18 protein-coding genes and 2 pseudogenes are annotated in these 20125 nt (G+C 31.0%); all 20 read left to right on the top strand.

Annotation, left to right across the window (positions count from 1 at the left end; all coding sequences use genetic code 11):
- Nucleotides 1-11: 11 nt before the first annotated feature.
- Nucleotides 12-174: pseudogene (locus L8W56_RS08870) on the top strand (hypothetical protein); the annotation flags it as partial.
- Nucleotides 175-239: 65 nt separating this feature from the next.
- Nucleotides 240-450: pseudogene (locus tag L8W56_RS08865) on the top strand (pentapeptide repeat-containing protein); the annotation flags it as partial.
- Nucleotides 451-1382: 932 nt separating this feature from the next.
- Complete coding sequence (locus L8W56_RS04395) at nucleotides 1383-3038, top strand: L-lactate permease (RefSeq protein WP_412175542.1); 1656 nt, start codon at nucleotides 1383-1385, stop codon at nucleotides 3036-3038.
- Between the two features lie 6 nt (nucleotides 3039-3044).
- Entirely contained in the window at nucleotides 3045-3785 is a 741-nt protein-coding gene (locus L8W56_RS04390; protein ID WP_263659538.1) for a (Fe-S)-binding protein, read from the top strand.
- Nucleotides 3782-5197 carry a LutB/LldF family L-lactate oxidation iron-sulfur protein gene (locus L8W56_RS04385; protein ID WP_263659537.1) on the top strand — a complete coding sequence of 472 codons (1416 nt, stop codon included), beginning with the start codon at nucleotides 3782-3784 and terminating at the stop codon, nucleotides 5195-5197. Before L8W56_RS04390 ends, L8W56_RS04385 begins: the two co-directional genes overlap by 4 nt.
- Nucleotides 5190-5840 (top strand): LutC/YkgG family protein, encoded by a 651-nt coding sequence (locus L8W56_RS04380; RefSeq protein WP_263659536.1) that lies wholly within the window; start codon nucleotides 5190-5192, stop codon nucleotides 5838-5840. Before L8W56_RS04385 ends, L8W56_RS04380 begins: the two co-directional genes overlap by 8 nt.
- A 198-nt stretch (nucleotides 5841-6038) precedes the next feature.
- Nucleotides 6039-7982: a BCCT family transporter gene (locus L8W56_RS04375; protein ID WP_070255432.1), complete on the top strand. Its 1944-nt coding sequence runs from the start codon at nucleotides 6039-6041 to the stop codon at nucleotides 7980-7982.
- A 43-nt stretch (nucleotides 7983-8025) separates the two neighbouring features.
- Complete coding sequence (locus L8W56_RS04370; protein WP_070255429.1) at nucleotides 8026-9561, top strand: ABC transporter substrate-binding protein; 1536 nt, start codon at nucleotides 8026-8028, stop codon at nucleotides 9559-9561.
- Nucleotides 9562-9572: 11 nt separating this feature from the next.
- Nucleotides 9573-10511: an ABC transporter permease gene (locus L8W56_RS04365; RefSeq protein WP_310794429.1), complete on the top strand. Its 939-nt coding sequence runs from the start codon at nucleotides 9573-9575 to the stop codon at nucleotides 10509-10511.
- Nucleotides 10504-11280 carry an ABC transporter permease gene (locus L8W56_RS04360; RefSeq protein WP_220566528.1) on the top strand — a complete coding sequence of 259 codons (777 nt, stop codon included), beginning with the start codon at nucleotides 10504-10506 and terminating at the stop codon, nucleotides 11278-11280. The genes L8W56_RS04365 and L8W56_RS04360 overlap by 8 nt, the downstream gene beginning before the upstream one ends.
- Nucleotides 11277-12050 (top strand): ATP-binding cassette domain-containing protein, encoded by a 774-nt coding sequence (locus L8W56_RS04355; protein ID WP_263659534.1) that lies wholly within the window; start codon nucleotides 11277-11279, stop codon nucleotides 12048-12050. Before L8W56_RS04360 ends, L8W56_RS04355 begins: the two co-directional genes overlap by 4 nt.
- A complete protein-coding gene (locus tag L8W56_RS04350; protein ID WP_257928401.1) occupies nucleotides 12034-12702 on the top strand; it encodes an ATP-binding cassette domain-containing protein in 669 nt (222 codons plus the stop codon). The genes L8W56_RS04355 and L8W56_RS04350 overlap by 17 nt, the downstream gene beginning before the upstream one ends.
- 118 nt (nucleotides 12703-12820) lie before the next feature.
- Nucleotides 12821-13240, top strand: a complete 420-nt coding sequence (locus tag L8W56_RS04345; RefSeq protein WP_220566531.1) for an NAD(P)H-quinone oxidoreductase subunit 3 — start codon at nucleotides 12821-12823, stop codon at nucleotides 13238-13240.
- Entirely contained in the window at nucleotides 13219-13716 is a 498-nt protein-coding gene (locus L8W56_RS04340; protein ID WP_039619352.1) for a NuoB/complex I 20 kDa subunit family protein, read from the top strand. The genes L8W56_RS04345 and L8W56_RS04340 overlap by 22 nt, the downstream gene beginning before the upstream one ends.
- On the top strand, nucleotides 13716-14507 hold the full coding sequence (locus tag L8W56_RS04335) for an NADH-quinone oxidoreductase subunit C (RefSeq protein WP_257928400.1): 792 nt from the start codon (nucleotides 13716-13718) through the stop codon (nucleotides 14505-14507). Before L8W56_RS04340 ends, L8W56_RS04335 begins: the two co-directional genes overlap by 1 nt.
- A 1-nt stretch (nucleotide 14508) precedes the next feature.
- Entirely contained in the window at nucleotides 14509-15735 is a 1227-nt protein-coding gene (nuoD, locus tag L8W56_RS04330) for an NADH dehydrogenase (quinone) subunit D (RefSeq protein ID WP_257928399.1), read from the top strand.
- The gene (locus L8W56_RS04325; protein ID WP_039642382.1) at nucleotides 15732-15959 is read left to right on the top strand and encodes an NADH-ubiquinone oxidoreductase subunit E family protein; all 228 of its coding nucleotides are present in this window, start codon (nucleotides 15732-15734) and stop codon (nucleotides 15957-15959) included. The genes nuoD and L8W56_RS04325 overlap by 4 nt, the downstream gene beginning before the upstream one ends.
- Nucleotides 15956-16672, top strand: coding sequence for a hypothetical protein (locus L8W56_RS04320; RefSeq protein ID WP_257928398.1), 717 nt, complete (start codon nucleotides 15956-15958; stop codon nucleotides 16670-16672). Before L8W56_RS04325 ends, L8W56_RS04320 begins: the two co-directional genes overlap by 4 nt.
- Nucleotides 16669-19122 carry an NADH-quinone oxidoreductase subunit G gene (locus tag L8W56_RS04315; protein ID WP_263659533.1) on the top strand — a complete coding sequence of 818 codons (2454 nt, stop codon included), beginning with the start codon at nucleotides 16669-16671 and terminating at the stop codon, nucleotides 19120-19122. Before L8W56_RS04320 ends, L8W56_RS04315 begins: the two co-directional genes overlap by 4 nt.
- The gene (gene nuoH, locus L8W56_RS04310; protein ID WP_133319476.1) at nucleotides 19119-20117 is read left to right on the top strand and encodes an NADH-quinone oxidoreductase subunit NuoH; all 999 of its coding nucleotides are present in this window, start codon (nucleotides 19119-19121) and stop codon (nucleotides 20115-20117) included. The genes L8W56_RS04315 and nuoH overlap by 4 nt, the downstream gene beginning before the upstream one ends.
- Nucleotides 20118-20125: the final 8 nt, after the last annotated feature.

Genomic DNA, 20125 nt, shown 5'->3' with positions numbered 1-20125 from the left:
AAGAAAGCGTGTATTTTAATAATTCATGGTTTAAAAAGGAAGTTGACTTTCACGAGTGTGAGTTTGAAAAGACAGCTTGTTTTTATGGAGTTACATTTGATAAAGCTCCAAATTTTTCTCAAGCTTTATTTAAGAGTAATATAAATGTTATAAATTCGAATTTAAATTTTGATTATGCTAGAGTAGATGAAAAAATAAAACTATTATCTTCACAAGGAAAAGGTAAGTATAATTATGAAATTGCAAATGATTTTAGAGATTCTTTCAGGAACTTTAAAAGTGCTTTGATAAAAGATAACAATTTTTTAGATGCTTCAAATTTTCATAAATATGAGCTTTATTGTAAAGAGATAGAACTAAAAAATAAAAAAGGCAAGACTCTTAAAGATATAGTAGATAAATGGCAACTCTTTTTCTACCGTAAACTTTGTGATCATCATACAGACTTGCTAAAGGTGTTTCATAATCTACTTATCATCATCATGCTTTTTAGCGTTTTTTCTTTTGTACTTGATAAATTTAAACAACCTAGCATAGAAAATCATGCAAAATACCACATCGTTCAAGTAGATACTAACGAAAGTTATATCTTTAAAGAACACAATAAAACGACTTATAATTTTTTATCCTTGAATATAGAGCAAGAATTTAAAAACTTGGATAATTTATTATCTAAAACTGAGATTTATTTTTCTCTCGGTTTTGTATTGTTAGTGACTTTTGTTGCTTTGTTGAATAAACAATACTTATGGTTCTTGCTTTTGCCTTTATTTGTAGGGGTGGTTTATTGCGTAGAATTTCCTATGTCGATTATTGCTCATTTTATGATTATAATGCTATTTGTATGTACTTTTGTATTTATAATGGTTTTTGATAGTAAGCCTGAAAGATTTCTTTTTGTAAGTGTTTCTTATATAGTTTGTATTTTTACGCTACTTGCAAAACCTAGTTTAATGCTTCCTGTGCTTGGAAGCTTTTTAGAAAAAGACAGCAACGCCACTTATCCTTTACTGCTTAGTTTATCGGTGGTGTATTTTATACTTGTAGCTTTAGTGATATTCTCACTCCAAAAAACCGCACGCAAAAACTCCATAGTACCAAGCTAAAAGCAAAATCATGCTTTTAGCTTTAAAGTGTGATGAAAAATTTGATTTAAAAATACTTTTGATATAAATATTTTTATTATATTTATATTTTGTTTCAAATATAAACAATACTTTATATTTTATTTGTAAAGTGTAAATTTTTGTTTTTATTAAAAGAGAATTTTTATACGAAATGTTACTCTTATACTCATATAGTTAATTTTTTCTAACAAAAATACACAAAAATAAAAATATTTGTTAAGCTAGATATTGGAAATTTTTATCAAAAGGAAAAATATGTGGCAACAAATATATAATCCATTTGACAACATACTTTTAAGTGCTTTGGTGGCTTTTTTGCCTATTTTGTGCTTTTTGCTTTCTCTTGTAGTTTTCAAACTCAAAGGCTATCAAGCAGGCTTTTTAACTCTTATTTTATCAAGTGTTGTGGCATTGTTTGCTTATGATATGCCGTTTTCTTTATTAGGTGCTAGCTTTATACAAGGTTTTGCAAATGGTATTTGGCCTATAGCTTGGATCATCATCGCGGCCATATTTTTATATAAACTTTCTATCAAATCAGGCTCGTTTGAAGTGATAAAACAAAGTGTTATGAGTATCACTCCAGATCATAGAATTCAAGTGATTTTGATTGGATTTTGTTTTGGTTCTTTTTTAGAAGGTGCTATAGGCTTTGGAGGGCCAGTGGCTATCACCGCTGCATTACTTGTAGGACTTGGGCTTAGACCATTATACGCTGCAGGACTTTGTCTCATAGCCAATACCGCTCCGGTAGCTTTTGGAGCAGTTGGGATTCCTATTATAGCGATGAGTAATCTAGCAGGTATAGAACAGCACGGTGTTTCAGCTATGGTAGGTAGGATGCTTGTGCCTCTTAGCTTGACTATACCATTTTTTATAGTATTTTTAATGGATGGTTTAAAAGGGGTTAAAGAAACCTTTCCTGCTATTTTTGTCGCAGCCGTTTCTTTTACTGCTACACAATTTTGGAGTTCAAATCATTTAGGTGCAGAACTTCCAGATATTATTTCAGCGGTTGTTTCTTTGTCTGTTACTACGATATTTTTAAAATTTTGGAAGCCAAAAAATATTTTTAGATTAGATGATGTAAAAGACTTTGAAAACTCACAAAAGCTAGAATTTAAAAAAGTATTTTTAGCTTGGATTCCTTTTATACTTTTGATTATTTGTATTATTATATGGACGCAACCTTGGTTTAAGGCTTTATTTGCTAAAGATGGAATATTAAATTTTATGCAATTTACTTTGAAATTTAATGAAGCCTTAGGAGCTATCATAAGTCCTGATATAGTTAATCCACAAATCACAAAAACAATGATTCCATCACATACTATAGATTTAGTAGCACAAGCAGGAACTGCTATTTTAGTGGCTGCTTTAATGAGCATTGTTGTGTTGAAAATAAAAATCAACGAAGCTACCGAGTGTTTTTGGGAAACTTTAAAAGAAATGGCCACTCCATGCTTAACTATAGGCTTAGTAGTTGCTTTTGCCTTTATAGCTAAAAATAGCGGTATGAGCACCACTTTAGGACTTGCTTTTTCAAATACAGGCGATGCTTATGCATTTTTTTCTCCTATCATAGGATGGATAGGTGTGTTTTTAACAGGTTCTGATACTAGTTCAAATTTGCTTTTTGGGACATTACAGCAAGTTAGTGCTCAAAAGTTAGGAATTTCAGAAACTTTATTTTTAGCAGCAAATTCTGTTGGTGGGGTTGTGGGTAAAATGATATCTCCTCAAAGTATAGCGATAGCTTGCGCAGCAGTTGGACTTGTAGGAAAAGAATCTGAATTGTTTAGATTTACTTTAAAATACTCAATAGGTTTTATAATTCTAATAGGAATTTGGACTTTTGTTATAGCATTTTTCTTCCACGGGATCATCCCTGAAGCAGTGCTTTTAAAATAAGGATTGATGATGAAAAAAGTGTATTTATTTGCTACTTGTTTGGGTAGTGCGATAATACAAGAAAGTGTTTTAAACGCGGTTAGACTTTTAAGAAGAGAGGGAGTTGAAGTTTTATTTAAAAAGCAGCAAACTTGCTGCTCTCAACCCTCATTTAATTCAGGGTATTTTAAAGAAAGTAAAAATATAGCTTTGCATAATATAAAACTTTTTACTCAAGATTATCCTATAGTAGTGCCAAGCGGTTCTTGTGCGGGGATGATGAGTCATGATTATTTAGAGCTTTTCAAAGATGATGAGCATTTTAACTTGGTAAAGGAATTTAGCTCTAGAGTGATTGATCTTAGCCAGTATTTAGATGAGGTTTTAAAGGTTGATTATGAAGACAAAGGCGAGCCTATAAAAGTGACTTGGCACTCTAACTGCCATGCATTAAGAATTCAAAAAAGCATACAAGCGAGCAAAAATCTGCTAAAAAAACTCAAAAATGTGGAATTAATTCCTCTAGAATTTGAAGAAGAATGCTGTGGTTTTGGAGGAACTTTTTCTGTGAAAGAGCCTCAAATTTCAAACTCTATGGCACAAGAAAAAATCAAAGATATTCAAAATACAGGCGTAAAATATGTATTAAGTTCTGATGGCGGGTGTTTGATGAATATTGCAGGCACGATGAGTAAAATGGGGCTTGATATAAAAGGAATTCATTTGTATGATTTTTTAAACAAGCGTCTTGAAGGAGTTGCGATATGAAAATGACACATGAACAAATTGTGGATGTGAAAATTCATGATAAGCAAATGCGAGAGAATTTAAGATCTGCTATGCATACTTTGCAAAAAAATCGTTTAAAAGTTATAGATGAGAAATTTAATGATTGGCAAGGACTAAGATCTAAAGCTAAGCAAGCTAAAAACAATGCTTTATCAACTTTACACGATAGGCTTTTAGAATTTGAACAAAATGCCACTAAAAATGGCATAAATGTCCATTGGGCGAGTTCTGATGAGGATGCCTGTGAGATTATATATGAATTAATGATAGAAAAAAACATCGGTAAAATTCTAAAAGGCAAATCTATGGCTAGTGAAGAAATAGGTTTAAACCACTACCTAGAATCCAAAGGCTTAAAAGCCATAGAAACAGATTTAGGCGAACTTATATTGCAGTTAAATGATGAAACTCCCGTGCATATTGTAGTTCCAGCGGTACATAAGAACCGCTATGAAATTGGTAAAATTTTTCAAGAAAAATTAGGCTCTAATTTAGAAAGTGAGCCAGAAAAGCTAAATTCTATTGCAAGAAAGCATTTAAGAGATGAATTTGAAGGGCTTAAAATGGGACTTAGCGGAGTAAATTTTGCTATGTCTAAAGAAGGCGCTTTTTGGCTTATAGAAAATGAGGGAAATGGTAGGATGTGTACCACAGCAAGTGATATACATGTAGCACTTTGTGGTATAGAAAAAGTTATGGAAAGCTTTGAAGATGCTGCCACTATGGTGTCTTTGCTTACTCCATCAGCTACGGGTCAATTTATACCAACTTATAACAATATCATTACAGGACCTAGAAAAAATGGAGATTTAGATGGCCCAAAAGAAGTGCATATTATTCTTTTTGATCATAATAGAAGCAAAATGCTAAATGATGAAGATTATTATGAAGCTTTGCGTTGTATAAGATGTGGGGCTTGTATGAATTTTTGTCCTGTGTATGATAAAATAGGCGGCCATACTTATCAAAGTGTATATCCAGGGCCGATTGGAGAAGTCATAAGTCCTAATCTTTTTGGTATGCAAGAAAATGGTGATATTCTTACTTTTTGCTCGCTTTGTGGAAGATGTTCTGAAGTTTGTCCGGTAAGAATTCCTCTTGCGGATTTAATACGCAAATTAAGAGCAGCAAAAGTAGGTCAAGGAAGTTTTGATAATATCACTCCAAATACTGCTGAAGCTATGGCATTTAAGATTTTTGAAAAAGTAGCTACAACTCCTATTATTTGGAAAAATACTTTAGCAAATTTACATAATTTTAATTGGCTTTTGCAAAAAGGAAAAAATTCTTTACCAGTAGTTAAAAAATGGAGTGCTTATAAGGAATTTCCACAAATAAAACTTGATCTTTATAAAGAACTTGAAAATATGCAAGGAGTAAAGTGTGAGTAGAATAAATGAAATTTCTTCACAAAGCAAAAAAGCTATTTTGGATAAGATTAAAAATACACATTTATCTTTTGAAAAAATTCCGACTATGGATCCTATAGAGCATATCAAAACAAGTGATGATATGTATAGTGAGTTAAAAGAAAAAATGAGTGCAAATAAATACATAGTAGAAGAAAGCTCGTTAGAAGAATTAGAAGAAAAAATCAATCAAATTGTTAAAAGTTATGGCTATAAAAGTCTTATTTATCCTGATAATTTAAATTTAGATATAAATAAAATTGAAGCCGAAAAAAAGACTTGTTTTAATCAAGAGATTGAAAAAATACGAAAAGAAGTTTTTCATAGTGATTTTTCTATCATCCAAGCAAGAGTTGGAGTAAGCTCACATGGCGTTGCTTTAGTTTTGTCTGATAAAACTCAACCAAGAATGCTTTCTTTGGCTCCTATGCTTTGTATTGTTTTATTAAAAAAAGAAAATATTGTAAAAAGCATTAGTCAAGCATTGAATTTAGTAAAAGAAGAAAATAAAATTTTACCTAGCAATATTTTGTTTATAGCAGGGCCATCAAGAACTGCAGATATTGAACTTATCACTGTTTTTGGAGTTCATGGATCTCAAAAGGTTCATATTATACTTTATTGATTTATTTAGAATTTGCACTTAGTGTAAATTCTAAAATCACCTTCAAATCAAAAATTAACTTCTTGGTTTTTAAAACATTAATTAAATTATATTTTTATCAACCTTTGCTATTTTATTGATTTTAGTTATATTTAAGATATTTTTTGACATAGTAAAAAAGGTATTAACTTAAATTTTAAAACTATAAAAAGGAAAATCATGTTAAAAACAAGTTTTAAAAAGGCAGTATTTTTACCAAGTATTAGTATTATAGTTGTTTTAAGCCTTAGTTGTATTTTCTTGCCTAAACTTACAAATGATTTTATCAATCATATAAAAAGTGGAATTTTTGCAAATTTTTCATGGTTTTATATATTAAGTGTGAGCTTTTTTGTGTGTTTTATGCTCGCACTTGCACTTTCAAAATTTGGCGATATTAAACTCGGCGATGATGATGAAAAACCTCATTTTAAATTTACTTCTTGGCTTGCTATGCTTTTTGCTACGGGTATGGGCGTGGGGCTTATGTATTTTGGTGTGGCTGAACCTCTCATACATAAAAAAGCCTTGCAAACAAGCGATGAAGAAGCTATGCTACATACTATCTTTCACTGGGGAATTCACCCATGGGCTATTTATGGGGTGTGTGCTTTGGCTATGGCGTATTTTGGTTTTAGATATAAAATGCCTCTTAGTTTGCGTAGTGCTTTTTACCCTTTGCTTAAAGATAAAATTTATGGTTTTTGGGGAAATTTAGTCGATATGCTTGCTTTAATTGTCACGGTTTTTGGCATTAGTACCACACTTGGCTATAGTGCATCTCAACTAAATGCGGGCTTTTCAAATTTGGGTATTTTAAACGGACAAAGCTTTTTGGAACAAAGCGTGATTATAATCATCATTATTTCTTTGGCCACACTCTCATCGATTAGTGGCTTAACAAAGGGTTTAAAAATTTTAAGTGAAGCAAATTTAGTTTTTGCAGTGTGTTTAATGCTTTTTGTGCTTTTTTCAACAAATACCATCCAAATTCTTTCACAATTTAGCTCTAATATTGGAAATTATTTGCAAAATTTAATTTCTTTGAGCTTTAAGACTTATTATTATGAAAAAGAACATATAGAATGGTTTAATAATTGGACTATTTATTATTGGGCTTGGTGGCTTAGTTGGGCACCTTTTGTGGGCTTTTTCATTGCTAAGATTTCTCGTGGTAGAACGATAAGGGAATTTATTTTTGGCGTGCTTGTAGTGCCTACTAGTTTTAATATACTTTGGTTTAGCATTTTTGGCAATAGTGCTTTAAATTTCAATGATATTTTAAGTCCTTTTACTTCAGCACCTGAAAGTTTGCTTTTTTATTTTTTACAAAATTTTTCTTTTTCTTATTTTAGTTCTTTGCTTGCGCTTTTGGTTTTAGCTTTGTTTTTCATCACTTCAGCAGATAGTGGGATATTTGTGTTAAATTCTTTAAGTAGTGGTGGCGCTCATGAGCCATACAAATGGCAAAATATCCTTTGGGGTTTTGTGCTTGCGCTTTTAGCTACTTCTTTGCTGTATTCAGGTGGCTTGGGGGCGATTTTAAGTATCACTATGATAGTGGCTTTACCTTTTGCATTTTTGCTTTGTTTGATGTGTTTTTCATTGCTTAAAGGCTTAATTGTAGATGTGAATTACTCTTTAACTAAGCTTAGTCAAAGTAGTGTGTATTTTACAGGAGAATTTTGGCAAGAAAGACTTGCTAGAATTTTAAAACAAAGCAAAGAACAAGACATACAAAATTTCTTAAATACCAAAGTTAAAAATGCTATGGAATCACTCAGCCAAAGTCTAAAAAACTACGGCTTGAAAACACAGATCGTTCAAGAAAAATCAAGTATAAGTTTGATTATAAAAAAAGAATTTGCAAAAGATTTTATCTATGGAGTGCAAGTAGTAAAAAAACAAGCAAGCCAAAGCATAATTGATGATAAATTTATGCCAACTTATTCTAAAGAATTTATCTTTGAGCCACAAACTTTCTTTGCTGATTCGCGTAATGGTTATAATATAGAGTATTTAAATGAGCAAGAAATCATCGTAGATATACTAAAGCAATATGAGAGGTATTTGCAACTTTTATTTGATGATAAAAATGAAATTTTTACCAAAGCTTATGATTAAAAAGCGTTATAATTACACTTTATTCTTATAAGAAAGGCCTTTTATGTTGAGATTTTTTTTAATGTTTTTTTGTGCTTTAAATCTTTTTGCTATTACGCCAAAAGATACGATCGTTATAGCAGTGGAAAATGAGCCAGAGCGTATAAATCCGCTTTTTAGTGAAGATCATGATGTGGCAATTGCTCTTGTGTTTTCAGGACTTACACGCTTTGATGAAAATATGAGCTTAGCGCCTGATCTTGCTAGATCTTGGAAAGTTAGTAAAGATGGGCTTGTTTATGAATTTACTTTAAGAGATGATATATTGTGGCATGATGGGACTAAATTTAGTGCCAAAGATGTGGAATTTAGTATAAATGCTTTAAAAGATGAGAAGTTAAATTCACCCTCAAAGGTAAATTTTGACGCAGTTAAAGAAGTAAAAATCATTGATGATTATCATTTGATTATCACACTTTCAAAGCCTTTTCCTGCATTTTTAGACGCTTTGAGTGTGGGAATTTTACCAAAACATTTACTTGAAAAAGAAAATTTAAATACTACTAAATTTAATCAAATGCCTATAGGAACAGGACCATATAAGCTAAAACAATGGAAAAAAGGTCAATACATGATCTTAGAAGCAAATGAAAATTATCATTTAGCTAAGGTAAAAACACCAAAACTCATACTAAAACATATTAAAGATCCAAGTATTAGTGCTATTGAGCTTAAAAATGGTTCTATTGATGTAGCTTTAGTTGATTTTGCTCTAGCTTCAAATTTTGCAAATGATAAAAACTTTAAAATGCTTATAGAACCTTCAGCTGATTATCGTGCTTTGATGTTTAATTTTAATCATGAGTTTTTAAAAGATCAAAATGTGCGTTTAGCACTAAATTATGCTATCGATAAGAAAGCTATTGTGGATTCTCTTTTGCATTCTTTTGGAAAAGTAGCAAATCATCCTTTGGAAAAATCATGGGCAAATCCTAAAGAATTTGCAACTTATACTTATGATGTAAAAAAAGCAAATGAGCTTTTAGCAAAAGCAGGCTTTGTGAAAAACAAAAATGGAATTTTAGAAAAAAATGGCAAAGAATTTAGCTTTGAAATGTATGCTATGAGTGAAGATCCACTAAGAATAGCTTTGGTAAATATCTTACAAAGTGAGTTTTTAAAGCTTGGTATTAAGGCAAAGGCAGTTGCTAAGCCGAGTGGAAGTTTTGACTATACTAAGATTGACAGCTTTTTGGTTGGTTGGGGTAGTCCTTATGATCCTGATTTTCATACCTTTAGAGTTTTTGAAAGCTCTCAAGATAGTGCTTTAAACTCTAGTGGATGGAATTTTGGTCATTATCAAAATGCTAAAGTTGATGAAGCTCTGATAAAAGCTAGAAATTCGCTTGATGTAAATGAAAGAAAAAAATACTATAAAGAATTTATTGACGCTTTATATAAAGATCCTGCATTTTTATTTATAGCTTATATTGATTATCCTTTAGTTTTTGCTAAAAATATCCAAGGTATAAAACCTCATATTTTAGGTCATCATGGGGTAGGTTTTACTTGGAATGCTTATGAGTGGAGCAAAAATTAGTGCTAAAACTCATTTTTAAACGCCTTTTATGGGCGTTTTTTTTGATGATTTTTGCAAGTTTTTTATGTTTTGCGATGATTTATTATGCTAAAGGAAGTGTGGTTTTTGCTAGTGTGCCTCAAGGAACTAGCCTTAAAATAAAAGAAGAAATTGAGCATAATTTAAATTTAGACAAGCCTTTATTAGAGCAGTATGAAAATTGGCTTTTTAATGCCATGAAAGGCGACTTTTCCTACTCTTTAATCAGCGGAGAAAAGGTTAATGAAATTTTAAAAGAAAAACTTCCCTATACCATCATACTAGGAAGTTTGGCTTTTTTTATACTTTTTGTGTTGTCTTTGGTTTTGGCACTTTTTTGCGTTCTTTATAAAGATAGTTTTTTGGATAAAATTATTACCTTTTCAACGATGAGTTTTTTTGCATTGCCTGCTTTTTCTTTATCGCTAATGCTTATTTTAGTTTTTGCTGTATTTTTTAAGCTTTTTCCAAGTTCGGCTATTGCTGATATTGGCTTTGAAGATGATGTTTTTAATCGTTTGTGGCATTTGTTTTTACCAGTATGTGCTTTAGTGCTTTCACATTTAGCTGTTTTTGTGCGTTTTATAAGGACAAGTTTGATTGATAGTTTAAATCAGGGCTTTATAGAAAGTGCTTTCGCAAGAGGACTTAGTAAAAAAAGAATTTATTTGCATTTTGTATTAAAAGATGCTTTTGCTTCTATACTCGCGTATTTTGGTGCTTCCTTTGTGAGTTTTTTAATGGGAACTTATATAGTAGAAAGTGTGTTTTCTTATGAGGGTGTTGGAAATTTAGTGATTAAAAGTATATTGTTTAAAGACTATCCTGTGGTGCTAGCTGTGGTAATTTTTAGCATTTTAGTGGTAGTGCTTGTAAATTTGATCGTAGAGATAATTTGCAAGATGATTAATCCAAGGTTTGCTAATGCGTAAGTTTTATGTGATGATGATTTTACTAAGTTTTATTTTAGCGCTTTTTGTACCTTTAATAAGTTCTTATGATCCTAGTTTAGTGGATTTAAGCAAGGCTAAAATAGCCCCAAATTTAAGTCATATTTTTGGCACAGATTTGCTTGGTAGAGATGTTTTTACGCGTATTTTATATGCCTTGCGTATTTCTTTATTTGTAGGGGTAATGGCGGCATTTTTTAGCGTGCTTTTTGCTTGTGTTTATGTGTTTTTAACAAGATTTTTTGCTTATGCTTTTTTTGCTAGAGTGCTTGATATGCTTTTGGCTTTACCTTCTTTACTTGTGATTATGTTTTTTCAAAGTTTTTTGGCAGGATCTTTGTGGAGTATGATTTTTATCATCGCTTTGGGGCATTTTGCTTTTGTGGCAAAAGTACTTGATACTCAGCTTAATAAATTTCAAAAACTTGAGTTTTATCAAAATGCTATCATTCTAGGCTCTAGTAAGATGAAAGCTTTATTTAGCGAACTTTTGCCTGCTTGTTGGAATTTGCTTTTTGTGCTTTTTGTTTTAAATATTGCTCATGCTATTACAAGTGAAGCTACTTTAAGCTTTTTTGGTTTGGGCGTAGAGCTTTGGACTCCAAGTTTAGGAAATATGTTAAATGAAGCAAGTAAGGCTGTGTTTTTAGGATTTTGGTGGATGATAGTTTTTCCAGTAGCCTTTATACTTATGCTTATCCTACCTTTGCTTGCTTTGGGTAATGACTTACAAGAAGAGATTAAAGCATGATAGAAATTGCAAATTTAAATCTTAGCTTTAAAGATAAGATCTTATTAAAAGATATAAATCTTAATTTAGAAGATGGTAAAGCTTTGGCTATCATGGGTAAAAGTGGAGTGGGAAAAAGCTTGCTTTTAAAAAGCATGATTAAGCTTTTTGATAAACACTATAAGCTTAATGCACAAAAATTTAGGATAGATCAAAAAGATATTTTAATTTTAAAAGAAAAAGAGCTAAATATTTTAAGAACTAAGGTAAATTTACTTTTTCAAGATGTTTATGGGAGTTTTTATCCTCTTGTTGATATAGGGAGTTATTTTAATATAGTTTTAAAAACTCATACTAATTTAAGCACAAAAGAGATTAAAGAAAAGGCCTTTTGTTATTTTGAGTGTTTAGGGCTTAAAAATCATGATCTTTTATGGCATTCTTTTATATATCAGCTAAGTGGTGGTATGGCAAGACGCATTCAAATAGCTCTAGCTTTACTAAGCGAGGCTAAGTATTTATTGTGTGATGAGATTACAAGCTCACTTGATAGAGCTAATGAAGAAAAAATCATCGCTATTTTAAAAGAGTTAAAAGCACAATTTAAAAATCTCATTTTCATTACTCATGATATAAATTTAGCTAAAGAGCTTTGTGATGAGGTGGCTATCATAGAAGATAAAACTTTGATTTATCAAATGCCCGTGAAAGAGTTTTTAAGCAATCCAAAAGGTGTTTTTGCTAAAGAATTGTTAAATTATTTTGAGAATGAGAATGTTTTTAGAAGTTAAAAATTTAAGCAAATCTTATAAATTTAAAAAACATTGGTATTTAAAGGAAGAGGAAATTTTTGTTTTTAAAGATGTGAGTTTTTCTCTAAATCAAAATGAAAATTTATTGCTTTGTGGGGAAAGTGGTAGTGGTAAAAGCACTTTAGCTAAAATTCTTTGTATGCTTGAATGTGCAAATACTGGAGAAGTTTTGTTTGAAAATGAAAATATATTAAATTTAGATTTTAACGCTCAAAGAAAATTACGCCAAAAAATTCAATATATTTTCCAAGATCAAAAGCTAGCCTTAAATCCTTACAAAAGCACTAAAAGACTTTTACTTGATGTATATGAAAATTTTAAACTTAAGCCCGATTTTGGAGAGCTTTTTAAACTTTTTGATGCTTTTGAGCTTGAAAAAGATATTTTAAATTTAAAACCTTCTAAATTAAGTGGCGGTCAAAGCCAAAGATTAGGTTTGATTAGAGCTTTGCTTTTAAAACCAAAATTGCTTATTTTAGATGAAATCACAGCAGCACTTGATATACCAACTACTTGTAAAATTCTAAATTATTTATATGCTTTTCAAAAAAAATACGATATTACTTATATTTTTATTTCTCATCAGGAAAAAATCTTACAAAATATTTGCCATAAAAAAATGTATTTATAATAAAGATAAAAACTGTTTCATTTTGAAATACATAAAAATTTATTTTTTTGATAATAAGTTTTTATATAGCTAAATTGAAGTAAAATAAATTTAATTATGCTTAAATAAAAGGTTTATTATGACGCACGCAACTATAGAGCATCAATACTTTGGCATCTTTGCAATGCTTGTTATTGCAAGTGTTATATTTTTTACTTTGGTGTATATTTCTTCTAAAATAGGTTCTAAGCTAGCCTCTCATAATAGAAAAAAACTTGGACTAGGAATTTATGAGTGTGGGCCTATGGCTTCTAAACAAGCAAATAAAATCAATTCTCAATTTTTTGTTTTTGCATTGATTTTTATTTTGCTTGATATTGAAGTGGTGTTTTTATTTCCTTGGGCGGTGATTTTTAAAGATTTAACCGCAGAACTTTCAAAATATGGCTTATCTTTATTCGCCTTAGTGGAAGTGTTTGTTTTTATTTTATTACTTGCAGTAGGCTTTTTATATGCTTATAAAAAAGGAGCATTTGCATGGCAGAGTATCAAAAAATGAGTAATGCGCCAGTTGTTTTAACTACGGTTGATAAGTTAGTGCAATGGGGTAGAAGTAATTCTTTATGGGCACTATCTTATGGACTTGCCTGTTGTGCTATTGAAATGATGGCAGCAGGTGGTGCAAGATATGATTTTGATAGATTTGGAACAATTTTTAGAGCAAGTCCAAGACAATCTGAAGTAATGATTATAGCGGGTACCTTAAGTAAAAAACATGCTGAATTTACAAGAAGACTTTATGATCAAATGCCTGATCCTAAATGGGTTATTTCTATGGGTTCTTGTGCAAATACCGGCGGTATGTTTAATACCTATTCTACTGTCCAAGGAGTGGATAGGATTATTCCTGTTGATATTTATGTGCCAGGCTGTGCCCCGCGTCCTGAAACTTTTCAATTTGCTTTGATGATTTTGCAAAAAAGAATTCGTAAAGAAAAAGCAAGCAGAAAAATAGCTCCAAAAAGGCTTATATGATGAGAAAATATAGCGATAAGAAAAATGCTCAGTTAAAAAATTATTATGAGGATAGATTTTACCATGCACCTGCAACTAAAAAACTAAGCATAGAAAGCAGTATTTTTGAGAGTGATCATCAAATTTTAAGCCAAGAATTTGAGTTAAAAAATTCTTTTATAGAGCTTGATTTTTGGGTGATTGAGATAAACAAAGATGATAATGTTGCTATTCTTGATAAGCTTAAGAATTTAGGTTATAGTTGTTTTACTGACGCAAGTGCGATTGATTTTGTCGCTCAAAAACAGGGTTTTGAAGTATATTATCAGCTTTTAAATATGGAGAAAAATTTAAGAGTGAGAATAAAAACTTTCGTTGGTTTAAAAGAAAGGCTTCAAAGTGTTATGAGCGTTTTTAAAGGTGCTAATTGGTGTGAGAGAGAAATATATGATATGTTTGGAATTTTCATCATCAATCATCCAAATTTAAAAAGACTTTTAATGCCTGATGATTGGTATGGACATCCTTTTTTAAAAAGCTATCCTTTGCATGGTGATGAATTTGCTAAGTGGTATGAGATAGATAAAATTTTTGGAAAAGAATACCGCGAGGTTGTAGGTGAAGAAAATAGAGATCCAGGTTTTGTAGATGAAAAAGACACGCTAAATTTTAGTAGAATTTATCATGAGGTTGGTAAAGGCGAAGCTCCAAGAGAGGATAAATACCTACAAGAATATCAAGAAGAAGGTGGTGTGCCTTTTGTTAAAAAAGCCAAAAGAACGCAAGTAAAAATTTTAGATAAGAGAAGATAAAATGCAAATTTCTACTAAATTAAAACCTTATTATGAAAATATAAGCTTTGAGCGAGAAGATGGCACCATGATAGTAAATCTTGGCCCTCAACATCCAAGTGCTCATGGAAATTTACGCCTTATTTTAGAGCTTGATGGAGAAGAAATCACCAAGGCTGCTCCTTGTATAGGTTATATGCATCGTGGTATGGAAAAAATGGCTGAAAATATGATCTATCAAGAGTTTATCCCAACTACTGATAGAATGGATTATATCGCAGCTAGTGCAAATAATTATGCCTATGTAGCTGCTGTGGAAAAACTTTGTGGTTTGGAAATTCCACGCAGAGCAAGTGTGATAAGGATGATTTTACTTGAGTTAAACCGTATTGCTTCGCATTTGTTATGGCTTGCTACACATGCGCTTGATATTGGTGCGATGACAGTATTTTTATACTGCTTTAGAGAGCGTGAGTATGTGCTTGATCTAATAGAAAAATATTGCGGGGCAAGACTTACGCATTCATCTATGAGAATAGGCGGGGTAATGCTTGATTTACCTGAAGGTTTTTTAGGTGAACTTTTGGTATTTTGTAATAAATTTCCAAATGATATAAAAGATTATGAAGCTTTGCTTGATGATAATAGAATTTGGCGCGCAAGAACTGAAAATGTAGGAGTTGTAAGCAAAAAACAAGCGCTAAGTTGGGGTTGTAGTGGGGTTATGCTAAGAGGAAGTGGTATTGCTTATGATGTTAGAAAAGAAGAGCCTTATTTGCTTTATGATGAGGTAGATTTTGGCGTGCCTGTGGCCAAAATGGGTGATTCTTATGCAAGATATAAGGTTTATATGCAAGAATTTAGAGAAAGTTTAAAAATTTTAGTTCAATGTGCTAAGCTTTATCAAGATACTCCGCCTGAAATTTTATGCAATCATCCTGAGTATGTAAGTGCTTCAAAAGAGCAAATCATGACACAAAATTATTCACTTATGCAACATTTTGTCCTAGTAACCCAAGGCTTAAAACCACCAAAAGGAGAGGTGTATGTGCCAACTGAAAGCCCAAAAGGCGAGCTTGGATTTTTTATTCACTCAGATGGTAGCGGTAGGCCATATAGATTAAGAGCTAGAACCCCAAGTTTTTTTCACTGTGCGTTTTTAGAAGAAATGCTTGTTGGATCATATTTGGCTGATGCAGTGGCAATTTTAGGAAGTATTAATATAGTTTTAGGTGAGATAGACCGATGAGACGCGTGGATTTAAGAAAAAGTCAAGATTTATTTAAGGATTTAGAACAAATCATTCAAAATGCCTATATGGGTGAAGTTTTAGTGGTTTTGTTTGAAATAGGAGATTTTTCTAATGTAGAAAAAAGTTTTGCTTTCATAAAAGAGCAAAATTGTGAACTTTTAAATTCTTTAAAATTTAATCAAGTAGATTGGACTATAGTTTTTAAAAAGGTAGGACAATGAAATTAGCAAAATATCAAGAAGGCTTAAATGCTTTGTGTTTTGTGGATTTGCTTTCTTTAAAAAATCCTTCACTTTGTGCTAAGCTTAAAAAAAGTAAAAATTACAATATTTCCTGTATAGAAGATAAAAATTTAAAAGCAAGCTTTTATAAATGTGAGATCGCGAGTGTACCTTTCGTGCTTGCATTACTTTGTAAGATGAGCTTGGAGACTGAATTTAACGAATTTGATGAGGGTTATTTAAGTGCTGAATCTTGCTTTGGCGAAGAAGAAGCTTTAGAGATTTTGGAGTTTTTAAAAGAAGCAAAGTGTATTATTTTTGATGAAAATTTATACCAACATAAAGACTTTGAAAATATTAAGTATTTTTTAGAAAAACTTTGTCATAAATTTAATCTTTTGCTAATTTGCTCTAATGAAAATGAAGAAAATTTGTCAATACAAAATTCTTTTAGTGAACTTTTAGAACTTGATAATTTTGATGGAACTATCATCATGCAAGCACCTTTAGGGGATAAAAATTTGCATTGTTCTTCTTCTTTTGCTTTAATTGCTAAGGTTAAGGATGGGGATAAAATTAATTTAAAAATAAACACTCAAGAATTTACAACTATAGTAAAAATCAATCATGATTTAAAAGGCACGGTGGCTTTGTTTGATTATGAAAGCGCTGATTTTGCTTTTTCAAAAGCTCAAGTTAAGGTTATAAAATGAAAGTTATCATTAATGGTATAGAATGTGAGGCAAATGAGGGTGAGTATATCTTAAATGTCGCAAGAAAAAATGATATTTTCATTCCCGCAATTTGTTATTTAAATGGTTGTTCTCCAACACTTGCTTGTCGTATGTGTATGGTAGAAGCTGATGGTAAAAAGGTTTATTCTTGTAATACTAAAGTTAAAGAAGGTATGGTAGTAGAAAGTGATTTATCAAATTTATGGGATGAGCGCAATGCTATTATGCAAGCATATTGTATCAACCACCCTTTACAATGTGGGGTATGTGATAAATCCGGTGAGTGCGAGCTTCAAAACTTTACACACAAAGCAAGAGTAAATGTGCAAAATTATTGGATTAAAGATACCCATAAAGAGCATAAAAAATGGGGCGAGATTAATTATGATCCAGCTTTATGTATCGTGTGTGAAAGATGTATTACAGTTTGTAAAGATAAAATAGGAGAAAGCGCTTTAAAAACTACTCCAAGAGGAGCAAATACACCCGATGCAAGCTTTAAAGAAAGTATGAGTAAAGATGCGCTAGCTATTTGGACTAAATTTCAAAAGAGTTTAATTGCACCGAGTAATGGCGATATGCTTGATTGTTCTTTTTGCGGAGAATGTACAAGTGTATGTCCAACGGGAGCTTTGGTGGGTTCGGCTTTTCAATATACATCTAATGCTTGGGAGTTAAAGAAAATTCCAGCTAGTAATCCACATTCAAGTGATTGTGAGTTGATGTATTATGATATTAAACAAACTAGTATTAATAATCAAAAAGAAAAAATTTATAGAGTGAGCAATGATTTTGCTTTTGCTACGCTAAATAAAGCCGCAAGATATGGTTTTAATACCCAAAATGAAGTTCAAGGTAAAGATGAAAAAGCCTTTGAAAAATTAGTAAATATGATAAAAAATAATGAAATAGAAAATATTTTATTTAATAGTTTTATTACTAATGAAGAAGCTTTAATCTTGCAAAATTTAAGTAAAAAATTTAATCTTAATCTTATAAATCATGAAGCTAAAAAATTCCAAGATTTCCTAGCTTGTTTTTATCAAAATGCAAATGCAATGTATAATGCAAATACAGACGATATCACTCAAAGTGATTTTTTAATCATCGTAGGTTCATTTTTACGCTATGATGCGCCAACGCTAGGATATAAAGTTAATAACGCTTTGGTAATGAATAAAGGTGCAGGGCTATATTTTCACCCTATAAAAGATAAAGGTGTGGATAAATATTCTAAAAATTTCTTGCAGATTAATCATGATATTAAAGATAATGAAAGTATTTTATTATTTATCTTGCAAAAATTTGCCAAAGAGCTTCCACAGGATTTTAAAAACACATTAGAAAATGCGTATTATCAAGATACAAAAGAAATAGAAGAAACTATCAATGAAGAAGTTATTGAAAAGATAGAAAAGCAAAATGAAAACGGCGAAACTATTATAGAAGAAGTTAAAAAACTTGTGCCTAAAAAAATTAAAAAAAGCATAGAGGTGCAAAGATCAAATTATGCGAAAAATCTTGGCATAGATGAGGATATTTTAGAAACTTTACTCGTAAAAAAGCAAAAATTTACACTTATTATAGGAAGTGATTTTTACTATGATGAGCAAAGTGCCAAGCTAGCAAAACTTTGTGCTTTGGTGCAAAAATATACTGAATTTAAAGTCTTTTTAAATCCAACTTGTACTAATACCTTAGGTGTGAGTTTAATTTGTGATTTAAGTCAAGATTTTCAAGCAGGAAAAACATTAGGTTATAACGAAAAAGGCGATTTTACTTTTTCTTATGATGGGCATTTTGATCTTGCAAGTTCTAGTTTAAATCAACAAGAAGGTAGCTTTGTAAATTATGATAAAAGATTAGTTCCTACAAATGCGGCTTTAGAATTTAAAGGTTATTTTTTAAATGATTTGGCAAATGCCTTAGGTTTTGATGAAGAATTTACGATCAACTATACTAAATTTTTACCACAAAATAAAGGCTTTAGGGTAATTGACTTTGATGAGTTAGAAAATCATTATGATAATGGTGGGGTAAATCATAGAGGTTATGAGCTTGATTTTTCCCATTTTGAGTTTGAAAAAACATTAAGCATTCAAGAAGTTAAAGAGCAAAATGAAGGAAATTTAACTTTATATCATGCAAATAGCATTCATCAGTTTTCAAAACTTAGTAATAGAGCTTTTAATGAGGTTGGAGCTTTATTTTTATCGTCTGATTTAATGCAAAAATTTGATTTAAACCAAGATGATAGTGTTATTTTAAAAAATGAAAAAACTCAAATTGCTATAAGTGTAAAATGTGATGAATCTTTAGAAAATGGTGCGTATTTAGGGGATTATGATAGTAAGATTGATTATAAATCTTTATTTGATAATACTCGATATGTAAAAGTTTGGCTTGAAAAAGCAGGAGCTAAAATATGAGTGATATTACTTTTTTTATTGTAGAAACAATTATAAAATGTGTGCTTGTTATAGCTATTTTTGCTACTTTAGCAGGCTTGGCAACTTATCTTGAAAGAAAGGCTTTGGCTTTATTTCATCGTCGTTTAGGGCCTGATATGGTAGGTCCTTTTGGATTGCTTCAGGTAGTTGCTGATATGATTAAACTTTTTACTAAAGAGGATATAGTGCCAACTTATGCTCAAAAAGTGGTATTTTTAATTGCTCCATTGATTGCAGCAATTTGTGCTTTTGTAGCAATTGCAGCTATACCTATTTTTCCTGAATTTACTTTATTTGGTAGAGTGATTCGTCCTATTATCGCTGATATTAATGTGGCCTTGCTTTTTGTTGTAGGTATGGGTGGAGTTAGTTTTTATGCGATTTTTTTAGGAGGTTTAGCAAGTAATAATAAATGGTCGCTGCTAGGCGGGGCAAGAGGACTTGTTTCTATTATCTCTTATGAGAGCGTTGCAGGACTTTCTTTGGTGTGTGTTGTAATGCTTGTTGGATCTTTGTCTTTAGTAGATATTAATAACTATCAAAGTGATGGCATACTTTCTTGGCTTATTTTTAAACAACCTTTAGCTTTTATTTTATTTGTGATAGCTATTTTTATAGAAACTAATAGAACTCCACTTTGTTTAAGTGAAAACGAAACCGAACTTGTTTCAGGTTATGGCACTGAATATAGCGGACTTAGATGGGGTATGTTTTTTATCGGAGAATATACAGCCATGATTACCGGAGCGATTATGATATCGCTTTTATTTTTGGGTGGATTTAATGATTTTTGGATTATACCAGGGGCTATTATGATGCTTTTGAAAGTGTCTTTTGTGTTCTTTTGGTATTTTTGGGCTAGAGGTGCTTTTCCGCAACTGCGTCCTGATCAAGTAATGAGAATGTGTTATTTGATTTTAATACCTTTAGCGGTTTTAAATTTATTAATTAGTGCTTTAGTGCTTGTGATATAGGAAAAAAC

The organism is Campylobacter sp. IFREMER_LSEM_CL1085, assembly GCF_025772235.1.
GTDB classification, from domain to species: Bacteria; Campylobacterota; Campylobacteria; order Campylobacterales; family Campylobacteraceae; genus Campylobacter_D; species Campylobacter_D lari_D.
The sequence above is the reverse complement of the archived record's forward strand: the minus strand, read 5'-3'. Positions and strand labels throughout refer to the sequence as shown.

Excerpts from the sequence above, each read along its gene's own strand:
- L8W56_RS04355 (WP_263659534.1), top strand. The coding sequence starts at position 11,277 with ATGATAGAAATTGCAAATTTAAATCTTAGCTTTAAAGATAAGATCTTA.
- L8W56_RS04385 (WP_263659537.1), top strand. The coding sequence starts at position 3,782 with ATGAAAATGACACATGAACAAATTGTGGATGTGAAAATTCATGATAAG.
- L8W56_RS04375 (WP_070255432.1), top strand. The coding sequence starts at position 6,039 with ATGTTAAAAACAAGTTTTAAAAAGGCAGTATTTTTACCAAGTATTAGT.
- L8W56_RS04395 (WP_412175542.1), top strand. The coding sequence starts at position 1,383 with ATGTGGCAACAAATATATAATCCATTTGACAACATACTTTTAAGTGCT.
- L8W56_RS04370 (WP_070255429.1), top strand. The coding sequence starts at position 8,026 with ATGTTGAGATTTTTTTTAATGTTTTTTTGTGCTTTAAATCTTTTTGCT.
- L8W56_RS04390 (WP_263659538.1), top strand. The coding sequence starts at position 3,045 with ATGATGAAAAAAGTGTATTTATTTGCTACTTGTTTGGGTAGTGCGATA.
- nuoH (WP_133319476.1), top strand. The coding sequence starts at position 19,119 with ATGAGTGATATTACTTTTTTTATTGTAGAAACAATTATAAAATGTGTG.
- L8W56_RS04350 (WP_257928401.1), top strand. The coding sequence starts at position 12,034 with ATGTTTTTAGAAGTTAAAAATTTAAGCAAATCTTATAAATTTAAAAAA.
- L8W56_RS04335 (WP_257928400.1), top strand. The coding sequence starts at position 13,716 with ATGAGAAAATATAGCGATAAGAAAAATGCTCAGTTAAAAAATTATTAT.
- L8W56_RS04340 (WP_039619352.1), top strand. The coding sequence starts at position 13,219 with ATGGCAGAGTATCAAAAAATGAGTAATGCGCCAGTTGTTTTAACTACG.
- nuoD (WP_257928399.1), top strand. The coding sequence starts at position 14,509 with ATGCAAATTTCTACTAAATTAAAACCTTATTATGAAAATATAAGCTTT.
- L8W56_RS04320 (WP_257928398.1), top strand. The coding sequence starts at position 15,956 with ATGAAATTAGCAAAATATCAAGAAGGCTTAAATGCTTTGTGTTTTGTG.
- L8W56_RS04325 (WP_039642382.1), top strand. The coding sequence starts at position 15,732 with ATGAGACGCGTGGATTTAAGAAAAAGTCAAGATTTATTTAAGGATTTA.
- L8W56_RS04360 (WP_220566528.1), top strand. The coding sequence starts at position 10,504 with ATGCGTAAGTTTTATGTGATGATGATTTTACTAAGTTTTATTTTAGCG.
- L8W56_RS04345 (WP_220566531.1), top strand. The coding sequence starts at position 12,821 with ATGACGCACGCAACTATAGAGCATCAATACTTTGGCATCTTTGCAATG.
- L8W56_RS04315 (WP_263659533.1), top strand. The coding sequence starts at position 16,669 with ATGAAAGTTATCATTAATGGTATAGAATGTGAGGCAAATGAGGGTGAG.